This window comes from Synechococcus sp. BIOS-U3-1, from assembly GCF_014279975.1.
In the GTDB taxonomy this organism is placed as follows: Bacteria; Cyanobacteriota; Cyanobacteriia; order PCC-6307; family Cyanobiaceae; genus Synechococcus_C.
Genome location: NZ_CP047936.1, coordinates 1,752,483 through 1,775,384 on the forward strand (window position 1 = coordinate 1,752,483; position 22,902 = coordinate 1,775,384).

Genomic DNA, 22,902 nt, shown 5'->3' on the forward strand with positions numbered 1-22,902 from the left:
GCCAGAAGAGCGGTGATGCGTCACACTTGCGCCTGACTCCAGGCCCCAGGCCATGACTGATTCCTACAGCGATTCCCGCCACCAGGGCGGACAGGGTGATAACGGCCGCGATGGCGGTCGAGGAGGCCGCGGTGGACGTGGCCAGGGCAACCGTGAGGGCGGTGGCTTCAGAATCAGGCTGAGTGACAACGAAATGCGCTCTGCACGAGCTCTCCAGGAGGCCTTGAATCTCCGTTCAACCGTTGCCGTGCTGGGCTTCGCAGTGCGCGCACTCGGCCAGATGCTCGAAGAGGGGAAGCTGGAGGAGCTGGTGGCTGCTCAACGGGCCCAAAGCAATCAGGGCAACCGTGGAGGTGGCCGACGTGATGACGACCGTGGCGGACGCCGTGAGGGCCGTGGAGAGGGTGGTCGTGGATCACGACCAGATCCCTTCGCGCGCCCGGCCAAGCCTCAGCCCGCCGCTCCGGAGCCCGAAACTGAAGAGGTTGTTGAAACAGCAACAGCTGCGGAATCGGACTCAACTCCTGAACAACCAGCAGCAGATGACAGTGCCAACCAGGACAGCACAACAGAGGCCTGATTGATGGGGCTGCCTCGTGTTCTTTCGGGCGTCCAGCCGACAGGCGCCCTGCATCTGGGCAACTGGCTAGGTGCGATCCGCAACTGGGTTGATCTGCAAAAGGATCACGACACTTTTTTCTGTGTCGTCGACCTGCATGCCATCACGGTTCCCCACGAACCGAATCAATTGGCCCAAGACACCTTGAGTACGGCAGCGCTGTATCTGGCCTGCGGACTGGATCACGAGCGCTCCACTGTTTTTGTTCAGAGCCAGGTGGCTGCTCACAGCGAGCTCTGCTGGCTGCTGAACTGCGTTACTCCTCTGAATTGGCTGGAAAGGATGATCCAGTTCAAGGAGAAAGCGGTCAAACAAGGCGACAACGTATCCGTGGGGCTGCTCGATTACCCCGTACTGATGGCAGCGGACATCCTTTTATATGACGCTGATCTGGTGCCTGTCGGGGAAGACCAAAAGCAACACCTGGAACTGGCCCGTGACATCGCTCAACAGCGAATCAATGCCCGCTTCGGTCAGGCTGACAATCCCGTACTCAAGGTTCCGAAACCACTGATCCTCAAGGAGGGCGCCAGGGTCATGAGCCTGACCGACGGCCGCAGCAAGATGAGCAAGAGCGATCCCAACGAGGGAAGCCGCATCAGCCTGCTAGATCCACCTGAGCTGATTGCCAAGAAAATCAAACGGGCCAAAACAGACCCTGAGCGTGGACTGGAATTTGACAATCCAGAACGCCCAGAGACCGACAACCTGCTGGGGCTCTACGCCATCCTCAGCGGCAATGGACGTGACGTCGTGGCCAAGGAGTGCGCCGAGATGGGTTGGGGCCAGTTCAAACCCCTACTGGCGGAAGCCACCATTGCCGCTCTTGAGCCGATTCAGGCGCGCTACCGATTGCTGATGGAGGACCGCGGTCAACTGGAGATAGTCCTGCAGAGAGGACGCGAGCGGGCGAGCGCTGTTGCTGACTCCACCGTCAAGCGGACGCGGGAGGCCATGGGGTTCCTCAGCGCCAGCTAATCAATCACGAATCAATTAAAAAGATTCGCTAATACTTAAACCCTGGTGAGAGCATTCAGTCCATGAAAGAGAGCTGAAGCGAGGGGTTGCAAGCCATCAGGCCGGTCTCGCGAGTCCAGTGACGGGATTCGAGTGAGCTTTTCTGCCTAGGCATATCAACGGCAACGCGTCAAGAGAGCCCTTGGTGCCCTCGCCATCAAGCCATGCCATTGACGAAGGTGGCAACTCCTTTGTTCGGAGTCACCTCGGTTGCTGCATCGATTTACCCAACGGATCCAGCCCCTTGCTCAGGCCGCGCCAAAAGTCATCGGTCTTGGCGCTATCAGCATTGGGCTCGGGCTTTCCCTTGGACAGAGCCTGCAGGCTGAGCGCTCCAGCGAACGCAATCAGCAGAACAGCATCGTGGCCGAGGCCCTGAAGCCGCAGCGATCTGCAAACACCACGACGGAGAACATCAGCACGGCGAGCGTCTCGGGCCAACCCGCATCGCATTACGCGATTACTCCTGAGCGTCGCGCACTGCTTAATACCATCCGCTTTGCCGAAGGCACCTGGAAGGATGGTCACGATCTTGGCTACCGCACCCTTTATGGAGGTGGTCAGTTTCAAGACCTCTCACGTCATCCCGAACGTGTTGTCGTCAAGCGATATTCCAGTGCAGCAGCAGGGGCTTATCAGTTCCTGCCAACCACATGGCAGGAAGTGGCTCTCAGACTCGACTTACCGAGCTTTGCTCCTGAGCACCAAGACCAGGCAGCGCTACACCTCGTCAGGAAGCGTGGAGCCTTGGAGGAGATTGATCGCAATGGTCTGACCAAAGCTGCAATGAATCGCCTCGCACCAGAATGGGCTTCCTTTCCAACCCACGCCGGACAAAGCGCGTACGGACAACCCGTCAAAAGCCATGCCGAGCTAGTGGCTTTCTACGTAACCAACCTGAGTCAGCTGCGCCAAGGAGCTTGATAACAAGCCCTCAATGATTCACGGCTGTACTGAAAGCAGCCAAAACAACTCAGGCCATAAGCTCATGAAGAGGCCCGCGACACTCGTGCGGAGAGAGCCCAAACTTCCATGACCAATTGATGCCAAGGAGCCATCGCCTTCATCGAGACGGCGACAGGTTCTGGGGAGGCTTGCAAGAGAGAACGCGTGGCAGCGATCGAACGTTTGCCGTCCGCAAGGCGTTCAGCCAACTCAAGACGATCACCTGTGGAAAGAACACCATCAGGACATTGCTCAAGCAATGTTTGACCCCTGGTAAACCAGTGATCAAAATCAGCGAGCAAAGAAGCAAGGAGTGACCCCAGTAAGTCACCACCTTCAACATCAGAGGACAAGCGAAACAAGCCTCACTCATTTGTGAGCGTACATCCACTAATAGGATGTCTGTGGCTTGCCAGCTATAGCAGCAGCCATCGATCAGATCTCAGGACTCACGCATCCATGCCCGTCGTCACCCTTCCAAACGGAACAACCAAAATTTTCGAAGGGCCTGTCACCATCGCAGACGTAGCTGCATCGATTGGCCCTGGGCTTGCCAAGGCAGCTGTAGCAGGAGTGGTGGACGGTGAATCCTTGGACATGGCCATGCCCATCGACAAGGATGTTGACCTGCGTTTGTTAACAGCAAAAGATGCTGAAGGAATTGACGTCATAAGACACTCTTTTGCTCACCTAGTCGGGCATGCAGTGAAACAGTTATATCCTGAAGCTCAAATGGCAATTGGACCTGTCATAAAAGACGGATTTTATTACGACATCGCCTATGACAAATCCTTCACTCCAGAAGACTTAGAAGCCATAGAAAAGCGAATGAAAGAGCTAATAGCAAAGGACTACGAAGTCAATGTTGAGGTGGTAAATCGCAATCAGGCAAAACAAGCATTTGAATCCCGAAAAGAGCCCTACAAATTGAAGATTGTAGAAGAAATACCCGATGGGGAGATGATCAAGCTTTATCACCATGAGGAGTACACAGACATGTGCCGCGGGCCTCACGTCCCTAACACGAGGCACTTACGACATTTCAAATTAATGAAGGTGTCTGGTGCTTACTGGAGAGGCGACTCCAACAACCAGATGCTTCAAAGGATCTATGGAACGGCTTGGGGCACAGAAAAAGAACTCAAATCACATTTAACGCAACTCGAAGAAGCCGAAAAAAGAGATCACCGTCGCCTTGGTCGCCAGCTGTCACTCTTTCACATCCAGGACAATGCACCTGGCATGGTGTTTTGGCATCCCCCTGGGTGGGCGATCTATCAAAAACTTCAGCAATATATCCGTAGACGGCTACGAGAGTCCGGTTATCAAGAAATCAGCACTCCCCAAATCGTTGACAGAACATTGTGGGAAAAATCAGGACATTGGGATAAATTTAAAGAGGATATGTTTACGACATCCTCAGAGAATCGAGACTATGCGGTTAAACCCATGAATTGCCCGTGTCATGTTCAAATTTTCAATCAAGGCTTACGGAGCTATAAAGATTTACCAGTCAGGCTCTCTGAGTTTGGTTCCTGCCACAGAAATGAACCATCAGGAACACTCCATGGACTAATGAGAGTCAGAAACTTTGTTCAAGATGATGGGCATATCTTTTGTTCAGAAGATCAAATCCAGTCAGAAGTATCAAGCTTTATCGATCTAGTTTTTGACGTCTACAAAACACTTGGATTTGAAACAATTTCCATTAAATTATCAACTCGACCTGAAAATAGAGTTGGGAGTGATGAAGTCTGGGATAAGTCTGAGAAGGCACTCCAAGACGCACTAGAAAATAAAAATCTAGAATGGGAATTATACCCAGGTGAAGGAGCATTTTATGGTCCCAAAATTGAATTCTCGCTGCAAGACTGCCTCGGAAGAGTCTGGCAATGCGGAACAATTCAGGTTGATTTTTCGATGCCTGATCGACTCGATGCAACCTTCATCGGTGAAGACGGGTCTCGACACACACCCGTGATGCTGCACAGAGCCGTTCTTGGCAGTTTTGAGCGATTCATTGGAATTTTGATTGAAAATTACGCTGGCGACTTTCCCTTTTGGCTTGCACCGGAACAAATTAGAATTCTTCCAGTGAGCGACGACGCAAGAGAATTCTCAGAAACGATCCAGAAAAAGTTACTTGGCCAGAGTATCGCAGCCACTGTGGATGAATCAGGTGAGCGACTCGGCAAACTGATTCGCAATGGAGAAAAAGCTAAAATCCCAGTATTGGCGGTAATTGGAGCCAAAGAAGCCGCTAACAATACCGTCAGCCTTAGAAGTCGAAAAAATGGAGATCTTGGAGAGATATCTGTTGACGAATTGATCGCTTATTGCAATCAAGCCAACAAAAACAAATCAGAGGATGCTCTGGTTGCAGCCGTACATTCATGAGACTCAGTGACTTGAACCGATTAAGAACTGCACCCGTTCTCAATTCAACAGACAAGGCTTTACTCATTCCTGAGCTTCAACAGCAAATGACTTTGTATAGCTGGTTCACCGCTGGAATCATGGCTTTAACAGCTGATCAGGCTGTTCAATCTCTCCGCCAACTTGAACAACATCAGGCCTGGGATGCGCATGACCTGATGTCCGATTCCGAACTGGATGGGCCGGTTTATCTAAAAGCCAACCAGAAAACATTGACCGCCAGATTGCGCATCGAGCACGGCCTCGGAGAAGGAATCCTGATCAGTGGCCATGGCAATGACAACACCGAGCCAAGCGCCACCTGGGGGCCGCTACCTCTTGATTTCTTTGCGTTCACCCCCTGATACCTCGTCATCCATTGGCGGGCGCATTCCAATTGGTTGCCGAGTTGCGACGCGAGCCCCAGCCTGAAGACAGCAGCCTTGATCCGCACCCATGGCAGCCAAGACCTACCTGGCAGGCGATCTTGGAGGCACAAAGACACTCCTGAGCCTCTACAGGGAGATTGATGGACAGCTGAAGAAAGAGCACAGCCACCGCTACAGATCAGCGGACTGGCAGGACCTCGAATCGATGCTTAAGCATTTTTTGAATCAATCCCCTGCCGACCTGCCAAAACCAACAACCAGTTGCATTGCCGTTGCCGGGCCTGTTCATCAGGGCAGCGCCAAGCTCACCAATCTGCCCTGGCAATTGAGTCAGACGTCTTTATCGGCTGCAACGGGTTTGGAACGGCTTGAGCTGGTCAATGACTTCGCTGTCTTGATCCATGGGTTGTCCCACTTAAGTGATGAACAACAGGTGGTGCTGCAGACGGGACGAGACAAAGCGACACCCGCCCCAGGTGGAACCGAAAATGGTCCTGTGGCCATTCTCGGTGCGGGAACCGGCCTGGGCATGGCGCGTGGATTGCCCATAGCCGGCGGATGGCTTGCCATTCCCAGCGAAGGCGGCCACCGGGAATTTTCGCCTCGCACCGAGGATGAATGGGAACTCGCTCAATGGCTGAGACAGGATCTTGGACTGCAACGGTTGTCCATTGAGCGGATTGTCAGTGGCACTGGTCTCGGACATGTGATGAATTGGCTGCTTCACCGTCAGCCGGAAACCGAGCATTGCCTGAGGGCTCATGCCCACGCCTGGCGCACAATGACTGCCGATCAACCCGGTTATCAGGATCTGCCGTCCTGCACCGGAAAAGCAGCCGCAAGCGGTGACCCTCTTGCTGGCGAAGCACTGAAACTTTGGCTTGGAGCCTATGGATCTGTAGCAGGAGACCTGGCTCTACAGGAGCTCTGCACCGGGGGCCTCTGGATTGGGGGGGGAACAGCCCCAAAAAACCTAGGTGGCCTCTGCTCCAAGCAGTTTCTGGAACCTTTACGGTCCAAAGGACGGTTCCGTTGCCTGATCGAAGGATTGACCATCCGCGCAGTCGTCGATCCGGAGGCAGGATTGTTTAGTGCGGCTTGCCGCGCACGTGATCTCGTGGAGTCGGGTGGGACACTGGCCTGAGCCGAGCAGCAGGGATGGCGCAGCCGCGCATAGGCCAGACCGTGGTGGTGGATGTACCAGCCACCACAGCCAACATCGGGCCGGGCTTTGACTGTCTTGGCGCCGCCCTAGATCTCAATAACCGCTTCACGATGCGACGCATCGAGGGCCACGGAGAGCGTTTCGAGCTGATCATCGAAGGACAGGAAGGCTCTCACCTGCGAGGCGGTGCTGAAAATCTCGTGTACAGAGCTGCTCAGCGGGTCTGGAAAGCTGCCGGGGAAGAACCGGTTGCCTTGGAGGCAAGGGTGCGTCTTGCTGTCCCTCCCGCCAGAGGACTGGGAAGCAGTGCGACGGCAATCGTGGCTGGACTTGTTGGGGCCAACGCCCTGGTTGGAGAACCTTTGAGTCGGGAGAAACTGCTGGAGCTAGCCATCGATATCGAAGGGCATCCAGACAATGTCGTGCCATCGCTACTGGGCGGCCTCTGCATGACGGCCAAAGCCGCCTCCCAACGCTGGCGCGTTGTGCGCTGCGAATGGATGAACAGCGTCAAGGCCGTTGTGGCAATTCCAGCGATCCGGCTGAGCACCAGTGAAGCGCGGCGCGCCATGCCCAAGGCTGTTCCTGTGGGCGATGCGGTGGTCAACCTGGGTGCACTCACACTTCTGCTCCAGGGATTGCGCACCGGGAATGGCGACCTGATCTCGGATGGGATGCACGACAGGTTGCATGAGCCCTATCGCTGGAGATTGATTAAAGGCGGTCAGGAGGTCAAGCAAGCCGCACTGGCTGCAGGGGCCTGGGGATGTGCCATCAGTGGTGCCGGTCCAAGCATCCTGGCCCTCTGTTGCGAAGAGCGTGGTGCGGCCGTCAGCCAGGCGATGGTGAAGGCATGGGAATCCGTTGGTGTTGCCAGTCGCGCGCCGCTGCTGAGCCTTCAAACAGCAGGCAGCCACTGGCAGCCCAAGGACGGAGGCTGAGGCCATAGCTGGGTAGAAGTACTCAGGAGAGGCCCCGGAGCTGATAAGTTCAATCACAATCTTGGGAGTTCCATGGACGCCAACCTGCCGCTGTCGGCTGCGTCCGACTCAGGGTTCCCCTGGCTGTCGCTGATTGTGCTGCTTCCTGCAGCGGCAGCGCTGTTGATGCCACTTCTCCCCGGAGAAGACCAGAACACCTCACCGATCCCACGCAATTTCACGATTGCCGTTCTGCTGGCTGATCTCGGCCTGATGATCGCTGCGTTCAGCCGTCACTATGACCCGCTGGACAGTCAGCTACAGCTGGTGGAACGCGTCAACTGGGTCCCTGCCATTGGTCTGGAGTGGTCCCTGGGAGCCGATGGACTTTCAGCTCCACTCGTCGTGCTTAGCGGTCTGGTCACGTTGCTGACCGTGGCCGCCAGCTGGAACATCACCCATAAATCAAGGCTGTATTTCGCACTGCTGCTCGTTCAGGCCTCCGCACAGGCCCTGGTGTTTCTGTCCCAGGACTTTCTGTTGTTCTTCTTGGCCTGGGAGCTGGAGCTGGTGCCGGTGTATCTGCTGATTGCCATCTGGGGCGGCCAGAACCGTCAGTACGCAGCGACCAAATTCATCCTGTACACAGCTCTGGCGTCCCTGCTGATCCTGATCAGCGGACTGGCCATTGCCAACTCTGGCGACAGCTTCACCCTCAACATGACAGAGATGGCCCAGCGCTCCTCTGGAGGCAGCTTCGGCCTGCTCTGCTACCTGGGCTTCCTGGTGGGTTTCGGTGTGAAATTGCCGATTTTCCCTCTGCATACCTGGCTGCCAGATGCCCATGGCGAAGCAAACGCTCCGGTCTCAATGCTGCTCGCCGGTGTGTTGCTCAAAATGGGCGGCTACGCGCTGCTGCGCTTCAACGTGCAGATGCTCCCGGAAGCCCATCTGGTGCTTGCCCCGGCTCTGATCATTCTCGGGATCGTCAACATTGTCTATGGCGCTCTCAACGCCTTCGCTCAGGACAACGTGAAGCGCAGGATTGCCTGCAGCTCAGTGAGTCACATGGGCTTCGTGCTGGTAGGGATCGGAGCCGTGGATGCTCTCGGTCTCAGCGGATCCATGCTGCAGATGATCAGCCATGGTCTGATCGCAGCGGCGATGTTCTTCGTGACGGGCTGCTTCTACGAGCGCACCAAGACACTCTCGATCCCCAACATGGGCGGGCTGGCAAAAGCTCTGCCGATCACATTCGCCTTTTTCCTTGCCAGCTCCCTAGCCTCATTGGCCTTACCGGGCATGAGCGGCTTCATCAGCGAGATAACAGTGTTCCTCGGCATCACCAGCCAGGAAAGCTTCACCACCTTCTTCCGAGTCACGACCATCGTTCTGGCAGCTATTGGGCTTGTTCTCACTCCCATTTACTTGCTGTCCATGTGCCGGAGAGTGTTTTTTGGACCACGAATCCCTGCCCTCGCCTTCGTAAAGGACATGCGTCCTCGGGAGGTAGTAATAGGACTCACACTGCTTGTCCCGACACTGGTGATCGGCATCTGGCCTCGGATCGCAATGGATCTCTATGAGGCTTCCACCGATGCCCTTGCTTCCGATCTGGCGAGTCACACCGTTGTTGCTGCTCGTGCCCTTCTCCCCACCGGCTGATCATCAATGAGCACCCCCGAACTGCTGCGCGGCGAAGGCCTACCTCGTTTTGAGGTCATCGACGCTGAGCAGGTCAACAGCGAAATCCCAGCCCTGCTGACCGCGCTGAATAGTCAGCTTGAGGCGCTGGAATCATCACTGCAGCTGCGTCTCGCCGCGGCCTCCCCTCTGAACTGGGACGAGCTGATGCCGAGCCTGCATCAGCTCGGTGAACGTCTTCGCTGGAGTTGGGGCGTAGTGAGTCATCTCAGCGGAGTCCGCAACACCTCTGAGTTACGTGAGGCTCATGCGAAACAGCAACCCGAGGTGGTGCGCTTCAGCAATCGCCTCGGCCAGAGTCAGGTTCTGCATGAAGCTCTCAGCAGACTGAAAGCATCCCCAGCTCAACCGCTAGACGGCACACAGACTCGCATCCTCGACGCTGAACTTCTCTCAATGCAGCATCGCGGCGTAGGTCTGAGAGGAGCCGAGCAGGCTGATTTCAACAGCACAAGTGAGCGCCTCGCAGCTCTCTCAACCAGTTTCAGCAACCACGTGCTGGATGCAACGCAGTCCTGGAGCCTCTTGATCCAGAAGCGGGAACAGCTTGCGGGAGTTCCAGAGCGTGCCCTGGCGGTCCTGGCCGCAGCTGCCGCAGAAGCTGGTGATCAATCCACGGATGGTTTGGCACCAACCGCTGCAGAAGGCCCCTGGCGTCTGGGCCTGGATATGCCGCGCTACATCCCTGTCATCACCCACGCCAAAGACAGAACCCTGCGTGAAACCCTTTACAAAGCGCACGTGAGCCGCGCCAGCAATGGCGATCTGGATAACGCGCCGTTGATCGAAGAGATCCTGAAGCTCCGGCGTGAGCAGGCATCACGGCTCGGGTATGCCAATTGGGCGGAACTCAGCCTTGCTTCAAAGATGGCGGATGATGTGTCTGCGGTTGAGTCGCTGCTGGAAGAGCTAAGAGCTTCGGCCATGCCTGTGGCGCAACAGGAACTCCAGGAACTGAGTGAATGCGCCCAGAGTCATGGTGCGGCCGAAGCCGATGCATTAGCCCCTTGGGATGTGAGCCACTGGGCCGAGCAGCTGAGACGCGAACGTTTCAATCTCGATCAGGAAGCCCTAAGGCCCTGGTTCCCTCTCCCCAAAGTGCTCGAGGGATTATTCAGCCTCTGCGAACGCCTGTTCAGCATCCGCATCAAGCCCGCAGATGGTGAAGCGCCCATCTGGCATGAGGATGTGCGCTTCTTCCGCGTCATGGACTGCGGCGGTGAGGATCTGGCAGCTTTTTATCTCGACCCTTTCAGCCGTCCAGCCAGCAAACGCGGCGGCGCATGGATGGATGAGTGTCTGAGCCGTCAGCGCAATGCCAACGGCGATCTCACCCTTCCGGTGGCTTACTTGATTTGCAATCAGACGCCTCCCGCAGGCGACACGCCAAGCCTGATGAGCTTCGAAGAGGTGGAAACCCTCTTTCATGAATTCGGCCATGGCCTCCAGCACATGCTCACTACGGTCGAGCACCCGGAAGCGGCCGGCATCAACAACGTGGAGTGGGATGCAGTTGAGCTTCCCAGCCAGTTCATGGAGAACTGGTGTCTCGATCGAAGCACCCTGATGGGGATGGCTCGCCACTGGCAGACGGGAGAGCCTTTAGCTGAAGCCGATTACCAAAAGCTCTGCAGCAGTCGCACCTTCATGCAGGGGAATGGCACCCTCCGACAGGTTCATTTCGCCCTGACCGACCTGCGCCTCCACAGCCAATGGACCCCGGAGCTGAAGATCAGCCCAAATGAGTTCCGTCGCCGCATCGCCACAACGACCAGCGTGCTTCAGCCCGTGGAGGAAGACCGTTTCCTTTGCGCGTTCGGCCACATCTTTGCCGGTGGATACGCCGCTGGCTATTACTCCTACAAATGGGCAGAAGTGCTTAGCGCCGATGCATTTGCTGCTTTTGAAGAGGTGGGCCTGGAGAAAGACGATGATGTCGCTGCCACAGGTGAACGTTTCCGCAACACCATCCTCAGCCTGGGCGGAAGCCTGCGGCCTGCAGAGGTGTACCGACGCTTCCGTGGCAGGGATGCGACCAGCGCGGCTCTCATCCGCCATACCGGTCTTGCTGCTACGGCAACCTGATCTGCACAAGGCCTGAGCCATGGCAGACGATCAGCTCAGGCTTAGTTCAACCTGGGGGCAGTCCACTGGTGACGGCACAGGCCTTGCTCCTCTGATCGGGCTTGATGAAGCACTGGAGCAAAGCAACTTACGCCGCGGCATCAGTCGTGAAGCGTTCCTCAAAGAGCTGCTCGGCGATCTGCACCATCAACGTTTAATACCGCTGCTGCTGATGCTTCCCCGGCGCTGGCGCGGGCGGAATGCAAACCTGCCGGAGCATCTACGCAGCTTGGGAAGCCTGCTGGAAAACAATCTGGTCAGCCCTCTACTGCTGGCAACCCTGGCCGATGACCTGCAGCACCTGTTGCCCGCAGTCTCCAAACCCTCAGGGCTCAGTGCCCTTGATCGCTGGTGTCAGCGACAGATCTCCATCAATATTGAACAAACCCTCCCCTTACCGCAGACACTCCAAGCGCTGTGGTCAATGACGGCAGACGCCATGGAAACAGCGTCGGTGATGCCACAACATCCAGGTGGAATGTTGGCGAAGATCAGTCACATGGGCGGGGCTCTGACCTGGAGCAACCACGGACTCACCAATGTGCAGGCAGAACCTGAACGGCTGCGCAATCGTCTGTTAGCGCAGATCCTCAATGCGCTCGGAAGCAACCGACTGAACAGAGCAGGCCGTGCTTTAGAACCATTCAGCTTCGAAGGAGTCAGCAGCGGCCGTGAGCTATTGGATCAGCTCACGAAACAGAGCTGGCAGTGTTGTGCCCGGATTCGAACGAGTGTGGCCAGTTTTGGCCTCGGTGCCAGCACTCGCATCGGTGAGCAATGGCTGCAGATCCCGCTAGCGGTGCCTTATCGGACCGGTCTTCTTGATGAAACAAGCCAAGAGATCCAGGCACTGATGCCCCATTCCTCCCTCGAAATGGAACTGCGGCCTCCCGAGAGCTCGCCACTGCTATTGCAGTACTACCAGGGAGTTGAAGGATTAAATGGCTGGGCAGCCCTCAATGAGCTGCATCGTCCCTGGCAGAACGACCGAAGCAATGGCACTGTCACCTATCAAACAACTGAACTCAGAGGCGAACAGTTGGGTGAAACACTCGATCTTTGCGAGCTGATTGCAGCCGTGCATAACAGCGAAGCCCAACTCAGCCATCTGCAGTTGGGTGGATACGGAGCGCTGGGTTTCTGCATCGATTCCACAGCCCTGCTGGAGCAGGCCATCACTGGACGAACCAACCTGTTCCCACTGACGCTTGCAGACCTATGGCGTCAGAGACTGCACCGCCAGCTGCAGCAACAACTGGACGCGGGCCTGCAAGCGACAGACGACAGCGTGAATCGCTACCGCCTTGCCCTGGAGCAGCTGCCCCAGGACCTCTTCCATGACAACCAATCACGACCTGATGCTTGCCGAAGGCTGAGAGCAAGCCAGCCACGACACAGCCCTTTCGCACTGGTACGAGCACTTAACGGGGAGTTTTCAGGGGAGCTCTTAACGGGGGGCTAAGCACTGAGCGCTCGAGTTCCGTGCAGATGGCCTCAACTACCGAACTGCGGAACGCCGTGGAGAACGGACCAGATGAGCCATTGTGACCCATCCCTTCGATCATGTAGCGCTGCAGGGAATGCTGACGTTGCCAGCGATTCCAATTGGAGAGTGGCAACAGAGGCAGACGACCGGGATAGGCGATCCGCCCCAGAGCAGCGACAGGATCAAGGCTGCCCAGCACCATGGCCACGTCATTGACCGACTCAAGCGCGCCATTACCGCTGAAGACACCACAGACGGTGATGACCTGAACTCTCACACGACAGAGCTGTTGAAGGATTTCAGCGATACCGATCGCCATCTCTCCACCACCGCTGTAACCGACGAGGACGATGCGAGAAGCCTGATGGGGCCGAAAGCCGATCGAATCGAGACGACGGGCAATTTTCAACGCCAGCTCGTAGTTCATCACTGGTCCATAACGGCGATCCGAGGAGATCCCGACCTTGATGACATTGTTCGCTTGCACACAAAAAGCGCAGACAAAGCGGACCAGACCATTGGGGTGATGCTCCTGCAGAGCGAACAGGCGCTGCCAGAACCATCCGGCGAAGGTGGTCGAACTCAGTCCAGCATTGGTGATTGTGTAAGCCTCGATCCCTTTCACCAGCATCGTGTCATCCGCAATCGACTCCTGCAGACAACTGAGGAAGTCGCTCACACGCGGTGGGTGGCTTTCTTCACTCTGATGAATGCCATCGAGGTAGACCACATAGTGACGATGCTGGTCAGAACCCGTGTTGCCTGACGCAAACAGGCGACTGGGGTCTGGGAGGCCATGCATCCAGCCTTCCCAGAAGACGAAATCCACCATCACCGAATAAACACCGACCAGTGCGACCACCACCACCAGAACAATTCCGAACCAGGTCAGCAGTTCCAACAACGATCCCGGTTGCAACAGAGAGGTCGCATCCCGACGGACAGCAGTCACGCCCAGCAGGCCGAGCATGACAACACAGACCAGCGCCACCACCAACCAACGGCGCACCTGCCGAAGACGACGGCGTTGATGCTGAACAGCCGCCACGGTGTCTTTTTCAGAGGCCCCTGTCATGGCGAGGTCAGAGCCGAGACCTCTGTGGCGAGCATGGTGTAGCTGGTGCGCCAACGCTGCGCGAACAGCAATCCCACCAACAGCAGAGCAAGCACAAAGCCAGGAAGCGCAACCACCAGACTCGTCTCCAGAGGGATGTTGTAGACCGCCTGAAGCAGCAACATCACATTGAGATGGATCCAGGCCAGCAAGGTCACTGCGATCAGATCACTCACATAAGGAGCAGCGGCCAGCACATAAAACAAGCCTGGCCACATGGCGGCACCCATGTGATTGGCAAAGGTGATCGGCTGAAGAGGAACGCCTTCCAACAACATCAGCATCAGGCTGTGACAAAGAATTCCGAGCAGAAAGGCCAGGCTGAGCACCAGCGCATCAACGATCATGTGCAACACGATTTGCTTCGGCGTCAGTCGGTTGGCCAGCAACGCAAACAAATGCGAGGCCGACATCGACAACCCAACGCCGATCAGCAGACCAACGCCGGTGTCCATGGCAAGCAGAAGCTGACCCATGGACTGCAGAGAAGCCAACAGCTGATCAGCCATTGGCATCAGGCCCGTCGCAGATGGGGACGATTAACGATCCAGAGAACGATGATCGAAAGCACGGCGCAATAGAAGCACCAGACCGAATTGAAGGTTGCGCTGTAAGTGGCCCACGTGAGGAAAATCGACACGAAGATGAGCACACCAAACAGCTTCACAGCCTTGTCACTGACGGCAATAAGCGGCAAGACAATAAAGCCCCAATACACCAACTCACCAACAGGTTCTGTGTTGACGAAGTTGTGAAAGATGCTGTGAAGACTTGCAATGTCATAAAGAAGACGACCATTGCTATGCACCGCCGGCTGAATCGCCGGCGGATTGAAGAGCATGGGCAAATAGAAGGCGATCCCCAGAACCGTGGCCACAATCGAGACCCATTTCAAGCGTCGTTGCAATCCTTTGGAGTCCGTACTGCGGCTAATGGACCAAGCGCTCCACGGGATCCAGATCATCCAAAAGCAGTAGGCAAAGAAGAGAAAGCCAAGGCCACCAATCGTTGCGAGGGGCTCGATGCTGCCACGGTCGATCGCAGTCCATTCCAGACCCTCGACAAATTGCTGAACTCCGAAGAAGAACGGAACCAAAGCGAGAGGCTTGTAATCAGGCCGCTCATGACGGGTGGCCAGATGATGCGAATAAAGACCAAGAGGAACAAGCACGGCGGAGGCCGTGAAACTTGCCGAAGCCGAAAAACACATGCGCGGCAGGACTGGAATGACATTCAAAGTGTGCCCATCAGCACAGAACATGTCACTGTTCGTGCGCCAATCAGTCGCTCAGCAGCGTTCCCAGCAAAACATCAAGAGATCGGGGATGCGATATCAACTGCTGATGGGTGAAGACAGGAAGACTGCTGACCAGTCCAAAAGGCAGATGGGCCTGCCATCCAGGGACAACCATCAAATCCCAGCGGCAGTAATAACTGACGCAATCCAATCCCTTAAGTGCCTGGGCATCAGTATTGAGAGAACGCAACAGAGGACTGCCACGTTTCATGTCCGCCAGCCCGGCGCAAAGCCATGAGGGAATCCACTGCGCCGTGACAGTTCCCTGCTGCGGACTGCCAACACTCACAAAGCGACGAGTGCGATGAACACCTCCGAGCTGCTGGAGCCAGACACGCCCGATAATGCCGCCCATCGAAAAACCAAGCAGGTCCACCTCCACGTGATCACCCCAACGCCGACGGATGTGATCGTCAAGTTGTTCCGCCAGTGTGTGCAGAGGAACAGCCCCAAAGCGGTGCGGAAGATGGGGCACCAACAGCGGAACATCGTGCTCCTCCAGCCGCCGGACCAATCGCCGAAAAAGATGAGGTGTATCCCAGAGACCATGGACTAGAACCAGCGGTCGCCGTGACGGAGAAGGCACCGTGGTGGTCATATCAGAACGGCTTTCGTCGCCAGCGTTCAAGGCTCACCGTACCGGCGAAACCTGGGATCGGAGCATGACATTTGCTCAGCCAAAGATGCATCGGTAAAGCGCCATAGATCCCCTCAAGCTTCTCGAATATGCGCTCACTGAAATGTTCGAGGGTGTGGCAGGTGATCTCCGCAGCAAGGCCCTGCAAAGCCTGGACTCCCAGGCTGTAATCGGCTGTTGCCGCCAGTGAGTCAGCAGACGCCGATTGGCTCAAATCAAGATGAAACTCCAGATCAACACGGAACCACTGACCGAGTTCACGCTCATGGTCGAGAACCCCCACATGGGCCCAAAGGCGGAGATTATCGACTCTGATGATGTCCAGTGGAGGGGTGACGTTGCTCATCCCTCCAAGTCCACATGATTGAACTGCCGCACACCAGAGGCATAGTCGGAAGCGGTGTGGCCATCACCACGTAATCGATAGCGATAGGTCACCAGCCCCTCCAAACCAACGGGACCTCTCGGAGGCAGGGTCTGAGTACTGATGCCCACTTCAGCGCCGAAGCCGTAGCGGAAACCGTCAGCAAATCGGGTGGAACAGTTGTGGTAGACACCGGCACTGTCCACGGAACGCAGGAATCGCTCTGCAGTGGAGACGTTACGGGTTGCAATCGCCTCGGTATGACGTGAGCCATAACGCCGGATGTGCTCCAGCGCTGCATCAAGATCATCCACAACACGAACCGAAAGGGTCAACGCCAGATATTCCGTGCTCCAGTCCTCGTCAGCCGCGGCCTCAGCGATTCCGCGAGCACAAGCGCCTGGATCACCGAGCAGCCTGACACCTTCGGCCTGGAAGGCGGGGATGGCCTTCTCCAAGAAAACCCCAGCAATGTCGGCATGAACAAGCAGCGTCTCCAAGGCATTACAAGCAGCCGGATACTGCACTTTGCTGTCCAGGGCAATGGCCACAGCCTGATCTGGGTCCGCCTCAGCATCCACATACAAATGACAGACCCCATCGGCATGGCCGAGCACAGGAATGCGGGTGTTGTCCTGAATGAAACGCACCAGTTCGTTACTTCCCCTGGGGATGATGAGATCCACCAAGCCCTCAAGCCGCAGCAACGCAAGGCTGTCTTCACGGGTGGTGAGCAGAGCGAGGGCCTCAGAAGAAACCGACGTGGCGACAAGTCCCTGCTGCAGTGCTGCCATCACTGCTTTATTGGTGCACTCAGCTTCACGTCCACCCTTCAGGATTGCCCCGTTACCTGAGCGGATCGCCAGCGAGGCGATCTGGATCACGGCATCCGGACGGGCCTCGAAAATCACGCCAACGACCCCTAAGGGAACGCTGACGCGTTCGAGCACAAGGCCATCATCAAGTTGCCGGTGCAACTGACGTTGGCCTAGCGGGTCATCAAGCTCTGCCAACTGTCGCAGCCCGGTGATCGCTCCTTCAAGCTTGACTTCATCAAGTTTGAGACGGGCCATCAGTGCCGGAGCTAAACCGCTTTGCTCAGCGGTTTGAAGGTCCACCCGATTCGCGGCAACGATGGCGTGGGTATTGGCACGAAGTGACTCCGCCATAGCCAGCAACGCCTCTCGGCGCTGCTCATCGCTGGTCAGCCCTAGTTCCGTGGCGGCACGGCGCAGGCCCGCCGCCAAAGACAGAAGCTCCGGGGAGGGATCTGGAACGGCCTGCACGGGCATCAGTCAAAACAGGCTCCATCATCCCGCCTAGGGAGACGGAGAAAGCAGCAATCGCTGAATCGCCAGGCGAGCGGCGCCCAGACGGCCCGCGCCATTGCCCAGTGCACACGCCTTGATCTGAAGAGCCTCGCGACTCACCGACTGAACACGAGTGGCGACCTCCTGGCGCACCGCGGGGAGGAAATGCTCACTCGCACCAGCGAGCCCTCCCCCCACCAACACCAGCTGCGGCGTAAACATGTAAACAAGCGAGCTGATCCCAGTGCCCAGAAGCTGGCCGTAGCGGTCCCAATGGCTGATGGCCTGAGGATCACCACTGGATGCGGCCAAGGCCAGTGAGGATGGCTCAACACCACTGAGACGCTTCAACCCGGCAATGCTCGCAAACTGTTCCAGCGACCCCCTGTTGCCGCTGTTGCACTCAGGTCCATCGGGAAAGAGCGTGATCAGGCCGGGTTCCGCGGCGGCTCCGTGATGCCCTGTGAACAACTGGCCAGCGAGCATCACTCCTCCGCCAACACCGGTTCCAAGAGTGAGCAACACCACATCGCTGTAACCCTGAGCAGCGCCTTTCCATGCCTCACCCACAAGAGCGCAATTGCCGTCATTGGCGAGGGTGACCCTGCGCTGAAGGCGTGATTCAAGCCACGCCGCCAGAGGAACCTCCTCCCAGCCGGGCAGATTGATGCAGACGCGGGCCACCCGCGCATCGGCATCCATAGGACCCGGCAAACCAATCCCCACCACCGAAGCCAGACCATCGGGATCAAGGCTCGCGATCGCGTCGACGATCTCCACACAGACCGATCCCGGTGTGGCCGGTTGGGGCGTCGGTCGCTGATGTTCGGCCAGTAACTCCCCTTCAAAGCTGAACAGACCGAGCTTGATCGCCGTTCCACCGAGATCCACACCCAGAACGCACCGATCAGTTACCTCTTTTCTCATGCATTGATCAATCGATTCAGCCATCAATCAGAACCGCATGAACAGTTGCAGCTGGCTCTGCCAAGTGCCCTGACTGTCGACCGCTCCGGACAGACTCAGGTTCGGATTGAGTTGATACGTCAAGGTTCCCTGCGGTGGGATGTCATTGCGATTAGGAGCAGCCAACACGGAGAAGTCGAAGCGTTCAGTGATGGAGACACCCACGTCGGTCACCAGGGTGAGCTGGGGCGGGATCTGACCGGAAACGCGGTCCTTTTCATTCTGAACAATGCGATTGACGTAAGTCGGATAGAGGGCGAACTGCAGGCGCTGATTGAATGAATCGTTGAACGTTCCCAGAACAGGGGACAGCAACGACTGACCAAGCACGGCAGCCAAAGCCGCACCGGCCCCTGCTCCCGAAAGACCTGCGAGCGAGTTGCCGCCAATCAAGGCCAGCAACTGCGGTTGGGGAAGAGACGGTGTACTGCGCAGACGGATGCTCTGGGCCAGGCGGTCGGCTGGTCCGCTGGCAGTGAGCATCACCTTGATCAGCCGCAGCTGTCCTCCGCCACTGAGGTTGCCGATACCGTTGGTATCAAACACTGAGGTGGATCCGCCACTGAGGTTGCCGAGACCATTGGTATCAAACACTGAGGTGGAGAAGGCGCTGTTATCGACGTTATTGATGGTCACGTTGTCGGAGACCCTGGTGTCCATGGCGACATCGACGTAGGGAATCAGCCCGAGCGAGGGCGTGAACACTGCAACATTGGCGGCAGCACGATCAAGGCTGAACGTCGAGGTGAACATGGTCACCCGGCCGGACAGCAACTCAACAACTCCTCGCAGTTCCAGGCTGGGATCAAGAGCTCCATTAACGGTGAGAAGACCCGCCGTCGTGAAGTTGTAGAAAGGCAGATCCTCAATTTTCAGTTTGGGGCCAAGGGTGAGGCGCAGATCGCGGAATCCGATGAAGGGCAGCTTGGGCAGAGAGGCCTTGATCGAGCGACTGGTCGCCGCCTCCACATCAGCGCCACTGAGAACCAGTGGCTCTTTGAAGTCCCACTTTTCCTCGAGGAGTTCATCAACGGAGACTGCCTTGGTGGAAGCTGACTTCTGAGACTGTGGATTTCTGGCCCGAGAGAACATGGAGCGAGGAGGGCGAATCGCTCCATGACTGATTTCGAAGATTCCGCCGATCTGTGGGCTCACCACAGCTCCTGTGAGCATCAGGTCAGCGCCGACCTCTACATCAGCAGTAGGAAGCTTCAAACGGGCATTTTCGACCTGGATGCGTAGCGGATTGGGCTCGGGGTAGGGACGCAGAAGCGCGAGTGCACCACTTCCTTTGAGCTGACCACCTGAGCCGAAACGACCCTTGAGCGTCTGCACTTCCAGCCGGTCAAAGTCGAAGACCATGGAGCCATTGACTTTGGTAAGGCTCTGGCCCTGAGCCTTGAAGGCAGCCTCCTTGATCACGATGTAGCCGTTGGCCTCCGGCGCTAGGAGGGTGCCACCGAGCAACAGACGAAGATCAACATCCCCCTTGTCCCAAGCGATGGTGTCATTGGCCAGCCCGGTCAGAAACTTCAGACCATCTCCGAGGCTCACGATGCGGACATCGAGTGGCTGGTCAGCAGCAAAGGGAATGCTCCCAGTGACGGTCACAGCCTCTTTGGAGGAGTCGGAGACAAGAGCTAGGTCAAGTTTAAGAGCCTGATCACTCAGCAGCACCTGGCCGCGTTTTAAAGCAATTGGGTTGGAGCCGAGACGTGCATCCTCGAGAACCAGCTCGCTGCTGATCACTGACTTGGAACCATCAAGCCGGTAGGTACCTCTCATGCCAAGCGCACCCAGAAGTGACCGCGGGACGGGAGCAACCAGCGCGAGCAGGCTGAATGGGAGGTGCGCAAAGGAAAACTGCCCCTCTCCTCCTTGTAATGGTCCTTCAATCCGTGCAGTGAAGGGTTTCACCTGCAAGGCGTAATCAGCATCCTCACCCTCGATCCATAAATGACCTCGAGCATTGAGATCGAGATTGAGACGACTGATCCGAGGACCGGTCAGATCGATCACCGCATCCACCTGCCCGCGTAGATCTTCAAGACGGAAAGGTTCGCGGTCACGGTTCTTAAGTCGCGCCTGCAGCAAGGCCTGTCGGGCATGACGCAGTGCTTGCAGCTGCCCGTCCAGATTGCCGCCGAAGGTATTGATCAGCAGCGTGCCCAGATCGGATGCTGAGCCGTGCTCTAGGGGCTCATCTTGACTGAGCCTCGGGAGGCTGAGAGCACTGTTGCTAAGCCAACGAGCGCTCAGTCCTCGTGCCACAGCTTGCCCCTTGAAAGGACCATTAGACCGTCCTTCAACATCCACAGTGATCTGGCCCGTATCCGGTGGCAGCAGTTCGCCCGTGATCGCATAACGGCGATCCGAGTAGCGGCCCGTGAGCAGCATTTGCTGAAGCTGAAGCCCCATGAGTCCTGGACGGTTAATGCTCAGATCGCCGGTCATGGCGAGCGGTTGCAGTGCAAGGGTGCCTTCACCACTCAAACGGCCATAAACCCCTTCCCAGCGTTGTCTGGGAGGGAGGGTCAGTTCCAGCCCATCGACCGTTAGATCATTGGCTGTCCATTGGTAAGCAGCCGGCGTTCCTGTGAGCTGCAGATCCCCCTTGCGGCGACGCAGCATCACATCGGTGGGAAGCCAATTCGCACCAAGCTGGGCCTCAAGTGATCCCGCAATCACTGCTCCAACCGAGGCCATCGTCAGCACACCGCCACCACCGGAGCGACCGAGGAAGGTTCCACTCCAGTCCTCCATCAGACGCACAGCACCCGCCCGCGGATGATTCACCGCAAGGCGCAGATCAGGGCGGAGTGCATCAAGAGGGCCCATGACCCGACCGAATGCCGTCATCGTTCCATCCATCTCTGTACCCAGAAGAGGACCCAGTCGCTTGAGCGGGTAGGCGTCTAGGCGCAGATCGGCCTCCAAGGGGCCGGAATTCAGACCGCCTGCAGCAAGGCTGAGCGGCATTCTGGCGCGGGCAGTGAACTCAGGACTACGGAACTGCTCAAGCTTCAGCAGTCCTGATTGCGCAGTCCAGCCTGCCTCTAACGACCATGACTGCAGCAAGGGATTGCTGGCCTGTGCCATGGCCAGAGACACTTCCGGTTTCAGCGATGCACCGCTCAACTGCAGCTTTCCCTTCACTGGGGCTGCAGTCCCGAAAAGCGGAGAGAAGAGTGCAAAACGCTTCCACGCGGATCCCGCTAGCTCAAGCCGCTGGGTCGCAATCTTCAGCCGAGGATGCAGCGCTCCTTTGGCCTTTACATCCAGACCAGGTGCTTTGAGAACAAAGCGATCAAGAGTGGCTGACCAATCCTGGCGGTCTCGCCAATCGGCACTCAGTTGAGCGCCAAGGCGAAGAGGTCCGTCCACCGGAATGGAATCTGGCAATGCCCAGAGCCCATCGATGCGCAGTTTCGGTTGGTCCCAGTCGCCCTCCACCTGGAACGCCAGATTGCGGTTCTGATCCAGTTCTTTGAGGGCTCCCTTCAGGTCGAAGGAGCGATTGAGACGCACGCTCCCCCCAAGGGAAGCCCGATAAGGGCCGTAAGTCCATTGACTGTTTGGGACCTTGAGCATGTCCCCTCGGCAACTGACTCGCAACTGCGGCGACTCGAGCATGTGCTCCATGGCCTGACCACTCAACTGCGCTCTCCGCAGAGACAGTCCACCGCTGCAGTCAGCTTGTCCCCGACGCCAACCCAGACGAAGGTTGCCCCCGAGTTGCCCCTGCATCTGAAGTGGCAGTTCGAACGGGAGCAGGGCCTGATAGCGAGCCAGCTGAATCCGTTCCAGTTGGGTGGTGATCTGAAACTCCGGACGGACCCAACGGCCCTTTGCCTTGACGCTGATGCGCCCCCTCTCTGGAAGCACAAACTTGAGGACGCCATCCGCCTTGTGTTCATCGAGACGGATATCGCTCCATCCCGCAGCTGTCAGGCTGAGTTCCGCAGGAACGACCCTGACCCTGGCGGGGTCACTGAAACGCACCTGAAGATCCAAGCGGGGTGGATCGCTTTGCTGAGGGAATGGGCCCGGAATCCAATAGCTGCCCTGCTCATTGCGCTTCAGATCGAGATGAGCACCTCTGACCCGCACCGTGAGCACTGGTTTGAATCGCTGCAGGCTGGCGAGGGGATCGAACCCGATAGTGATGCGCTGAATCTCTGCCGTCGACTGATCGCGTGGACCTTTGCGGACTTGAACAGGTCCTAAAGCGAATCCATGCGGACCAAGGCCCCGATAGCGACCAATGCTGACGGGGTGACCAAGAGGCTTGGAGATCTGAGCCTCAAGGCTTGGACGCAAACGCTGAAACAGCGAACCGACCCAGCGATCGGCCGCGAACCAGAGCGCCACTCCACCAATGAGGGATCCACCCAAAACCGACAGGACGAGCCTGTTACGCCGCATGCTGG

The 22,902-nt window shown here is 57.1% G+C and carries 19 protein-coding genes; 10 read left to right on the top strand and 9 right to left on the bottom strand.

What is annotated here, in order from left to right:
* The first annotated feature begins 52 nt into the window (after positions 1-52).
* The 3 genes from SynBIOSU31_RS09550 to SynBIOSU31_RS09560 all read left to right on the top strand — a co-directional run bounded on the left by SynBIOSU31_RS09550 (position 53) and on the right by SynBIOSU31_RS09560 (position 2,560).
* Entirely contained in the window at positions 53-580 is a 528-nt protein-coding gene (locus SynBIOSU31_RS09550) for a hypothetical protein (protein WP_186489501.1), read from the top strand.
* Between the two features lie 3 nt (positions 581-583).
* Positions 584-1,597: a tryptophan--tRNA ligase gene (gene trpS, locus SynBIOSU31_RS09555; RefSeq protein WP_186489503.1), complete on the top strand. Its 1,014-nt coding sequence runs from the start codon at positions 584-586 to the stop codon at positions 1,595-1,597.
* Positions 1,598-1,846: 249 nt separating this feature from the next.
* Complete coding sequence (locus tag SynBIOSU31_RS09560) at positions 1,847-2,560, top strand: glycoside hydrolase family 24 protein (protein ID WP_255477183.1); 714 nt, start codon at positions 1,847-1,849, stop codon at positions 2,558-2,560.
* Between the two features lie 62 nt (positions 2,561-2,622).
* On the opposite strand, the gene SynBIOSU31_RS09565 is transcribed toward SynBIOSU31_RS09560, so the two are convergent.
* The gene (locus SynBIOSU31_RS09565; RefSeq protein WP_186489505.1) at positions 2,623-2,934 is read right to left on the bottom strand and encodes a DUF2605 domain-containing protein; all 312 of its coding nucleotides are present in this window, start codon (positions 2,932-2,934) and stop codon (positions 2,623-2,625) included.
* A gap of 106 nt (positions 2,935-3,040) precedes the next feature.
* Here SynBIOSU31_RS09565 and thrS point away from each other — a divergent pair, with 106 nt between their 5' ends.
* The 7 genes from thrS (at position 3,041) to SynBIOSU31_RS09600 (ending at position 12,760) form a co-directional block, all read left to right on the top strand.
* Entirely contained in the window at positions 3,041-4,978 is a 1,938-nt protein-coding gene (gene thrS / locus SynBIOSU31_RS09570; RefSeq protein ID WP_186489507.1) for a threonine--tRNA ligase, read from the top strand.
* Positions 4,975-5,361, top strand: a complete 387-nt coding sequence (locus SynBIOSU31_RS09575) for a DUF1824 family protein (RefSeq protein WP_186489509.1) — start codon at positions 4,975-4,977, stop codon at positions 5,359-5,361. Before thrS ends, SynBIOSU31_RS09575 begins: the two co-directional genes overlap by 4 nt.
* A 91-nt stretch (positions 5,362-5,452) precedes the next feature.
* Positions 5,453-6,529, top strand: a complete 1,077-nt coding sequence (locus SynBIOSU31_RS09580) for a glucokinase (protein ID WP_186489511.1) — start codon at positions 5,453-5,455, stop codon at positions 6,527-6,529.
* Positions 6,530-6,543: 14 nt separating this feature from the next.
* Positions 6,544-7,491 carry a homoserine kinase gene (gene thrB, locus SynBIOSU31_RS09585; RefSeq protein WP_186489513.1) on the top strand — a complete coding sequence of 316 codons (948 nt, stop codon included), beginning with the start codon at positions 6,544-6,546 and terminating at the stop codon, positions 7,489-7,491.
* A 72-nt stretch (positions 7,492-7,563) separates the two neighbouring features.
* On the top strand, positions 7,564-9,135 hold the full coding sequence (locus tag SynBIOSU31_RS09590) for an NAD(P)H-quinone oxidoreductase subunit 4 (RefSeq protein ID WP_186489515.1): 1,572 nt from the start codon (positions 7,564-7,566) through the stop codon (positions 9,133-9,135).
* Positions 9,136-9,141: 6 nt separating this feature from the next.
* Positions 9,142-11,259 (top strand): M3 family metallopeptidase, encoded by a 2,118-nt coding sequence (locus SynBIOSU31_RS09595; protein ID WP_186489517.1) that lies wholly within the window; start codon positions 9,142-9,144, stop codon positions 11,257-11,259.
* A gap of 19 nt (positions 11,260-11,278) precedes the next feature.
* A complete protein-coding gene (locus SynBIOSU31_RS09600; protein ID WP_186489519.1) occupies positions 11,279-12,760 on the top strand; it encodes an ArgR family transcriptional regulator in 1,482 nt (493 codons plus the stop codon).
* Here SynBIOSU31_RS09600 and SynBIOSU31_RS09605 read toward each other — a convergent pair.
* The 8 genes from SynBIOSU31_RS09605 to SynBIOSU31_RS09640 form a co-directional block, all read right to left on the bottom strand.
* Complete coding sequence (locus SynBIOSU31_RS09605; protein WP_186489521.1) at positions 12,720-13,859, bottom strand: alpha/beta hydrolase; 1,140 nt, start codon at positions 13,857-13,859, stop codon at positions 12,720-12,722. The genes SynBIOSU31_RS09600 and SynBIOSU31_RS09605 overlap by 41 nt on opposite strands.
* Positions 13,856-14,407 (bottom strand): hypothetical protein, encoded by a 552-nt coding sequence (locus tag SynBIOSU31_RS09610; RefSeq protein WP_186489523.1) that lies wholly within the window; start codon positions 14,405-14,407, stop codon positions 13,856-13,858. Before SynBIOSU31_RS09610 ends, SynBIOSU31_RS09605 begins: the two co-directional genes overlap by 4 nt.
* A 5-nt stretch (positions 14,408-14,412) precedes the next feature.
* On the bottom strand, positions 14,413-15,108 hold the full coding sequence (locus SynBIOSU31_RS09615; RefSeq protein ID WP_186489525.1) for a hypothetical protein: 696 nt from the start codon (positions 15,106-15,108) through the stop codon (positions 14,413-14,415).
* 70 nt (positions 15,109-15,178) lie between these two features.
* Positions 15,179-15,793: an esterase/lipase family protein gene (locus tag SynBIOSU31_RS09620; RefSeq protein ID WP_186492962.1), complete on the bottom strand. Its 615-nt coding sequence runs from the start codon at positions 15,791-15,793 to the stop codon at positions 15,179-15,181.
* A gap of 1 nt (position 15,794) precedes the next feature.
* Positions 15,795-16,178 (bottom strand): dihydroneopterin aldolase, encoded by a 384-nt coding sequence (folB, locus tag SynBIOSU31_RS09625; RefSeq protein WP_186489527.1) that lies wholly within the window; start codon positions 16,176-16,178, stop codon positions 15,795-15,797.
* A complete protein-coding gene (locus tag SynBIOSU31_RS09630; protein WP_186489529.1) occupies positions 16,175-17,488 on the bottom strand; it encodes a glutamate-5-semialdehyde dehydrogenase in 1,314 nt (437 codons plus the stop codon). Before SynBIOSU31_RS09630 ends, folB begins: the two co-directional genes overlap by 4 nt.
* 27 nt (positions 17,489-17,515) lie before the next feature.
* Positions 17,516-18,433, bottom strand: a complete 918-nt coding sequence (locus tag SynBIOSU31_RS09635; protein WP_186489531.1) for an ROK family protein — start codon at positions 18,431-18,433, stop codon at positions 17,516-17,518.
* A gap of 27 nt (positions 18,434-18,460) precedes the next feature.
* Positions 18,461-22,897 (bottom strand): translocation/assembly module TamB domain-containing protein, encoded by a 4,437-nt coding sequence (locus SynBIOSU31_RS09640; RefSeq protein WP_255477184.1) that lies wholly within the window; start codon positions 22,895-22,897, stop codon positions 18,461-18,463.
* Positions 22,898-22,902 lie beyond the last annotated feature (5 nt).

Coding starts and splice junctions, on each gene's coding strand:
- SynBIOSU31_RS09635 (WP_186489531.1), bottom strand. CDS start 18,433: ATGAGAAAAGAGGTAACTGATCGGTGCGTTCTGGGTGTGGATCTCGGT.
- thrS (WP_186489507.1), top strand. CDS start 3,041: ATGCCCGTCGTCACCCTTCCAAACGGAACAACCAAAATTTTCGAAGGG.
- SynBIOSU31_RS09550 (WP_186489501.1), top strand. CDS start 53: ATGACTGATTCCTACAGCGATTCCCGCCACCAGGGCGGACAGGGTGAT.
- SynBIOSU31_RS09580 (WP_186489511.1), top strand. CDS start 5,453: ATGGCAGCCAAGACCTACCTGGCAGGCGATCTTGGAGGCACAAAGACA.
- SynBIOSU31_RS09640 (WP_255477184.1), bottom strand. CDS start 22,897: ATGCGGCGTAACAGGCTCGTCCTGTCGGTTTTGGGTGGATCCCTCATT.
- SynBIOSU31_RS09595 (WP_186489517.1), top strand. CDS start 9,142: ATGAGCACCCCCGAACTGCTGCGCGGCGAAGGCCTACCTCGTTTTGAG.
- SynBIOSU31_RS09620 (WP_186492962.1), bottom strand. CDS start 15,793: ATGACCACCACGGTGCCTTCTCCGTCACGGCGACCGCTGGTTCTAGTC.
- folB (WP_186489527.1), bottom strand. CDS start 16,178: ATGAGCAACGTCACCCCTCCACTGGACATCATCAGAGTCGATAATCTC.
- SynBIOSU31_RS09630 (WP_186489529.1), bottom strand. CDS start 17,488: ATGCCCGTGCAGGCCGTTCCAGATCCCTCCCCGGAGCTTCTGTCTTTG.
- SynBIOSU31_RS09610 (WP_186489523.1), bottom strand. CDS start 14,407: ATGGCTGATCAGCTGTTGGCTTCTCTGCAGTCCATGGGTCAGCTTCTG.
- trpS (WP_186489503.1), top strand. CDS start 584: ATGGGGCTGCCTCGTGTTCTTTCGGGCGTCCAGCCGACAGGCGCCCTG.
- SynBIOSU31_RS09600 (WP_186489519.1), top strand. CDS start 11,279: ATGGCAGACGATCAGCTCAGGCTTAGTTCAACCTGGGGGCAGTCCACT.
- thrB (WP_186489513.1), top strand. CDS start 6,544: ATGGCGCAGCCGCGCATAGGCCAGACCGTGGTGGTGGATGTACCAGCC.
- SynBIOSU31_RS09590 (WP_186489515.1), top strand. CDS start 7,564: ATGGACGCCAACCTGCCGCTGTCGGCTGCGTCCGACTCAGGGTTCCCC.
- SynBIOSU31_RS09605 (WP_186489521.1), bottom strand. CDS start 13,859: ATGACAGGGGCCTCTGAAAAAGACACCGTGGCGGCTGTTCAGCATCAA.
- SynBIOSU31_RS09615 (WP_186489525.1), bottom strand. CDS start 15,108: ATGTGTTTTTCGGCTTCGGCAAGTTTCACGGCCTCCGCCGTGCTTGTT.
- SynBIOSU31_RS09575 (WP_186489509.1), top strand. CDS start 4,975: ATGAGACTCAGTGACTTGAACCGATTAAGAACTGCACCCGTTCTCAAT.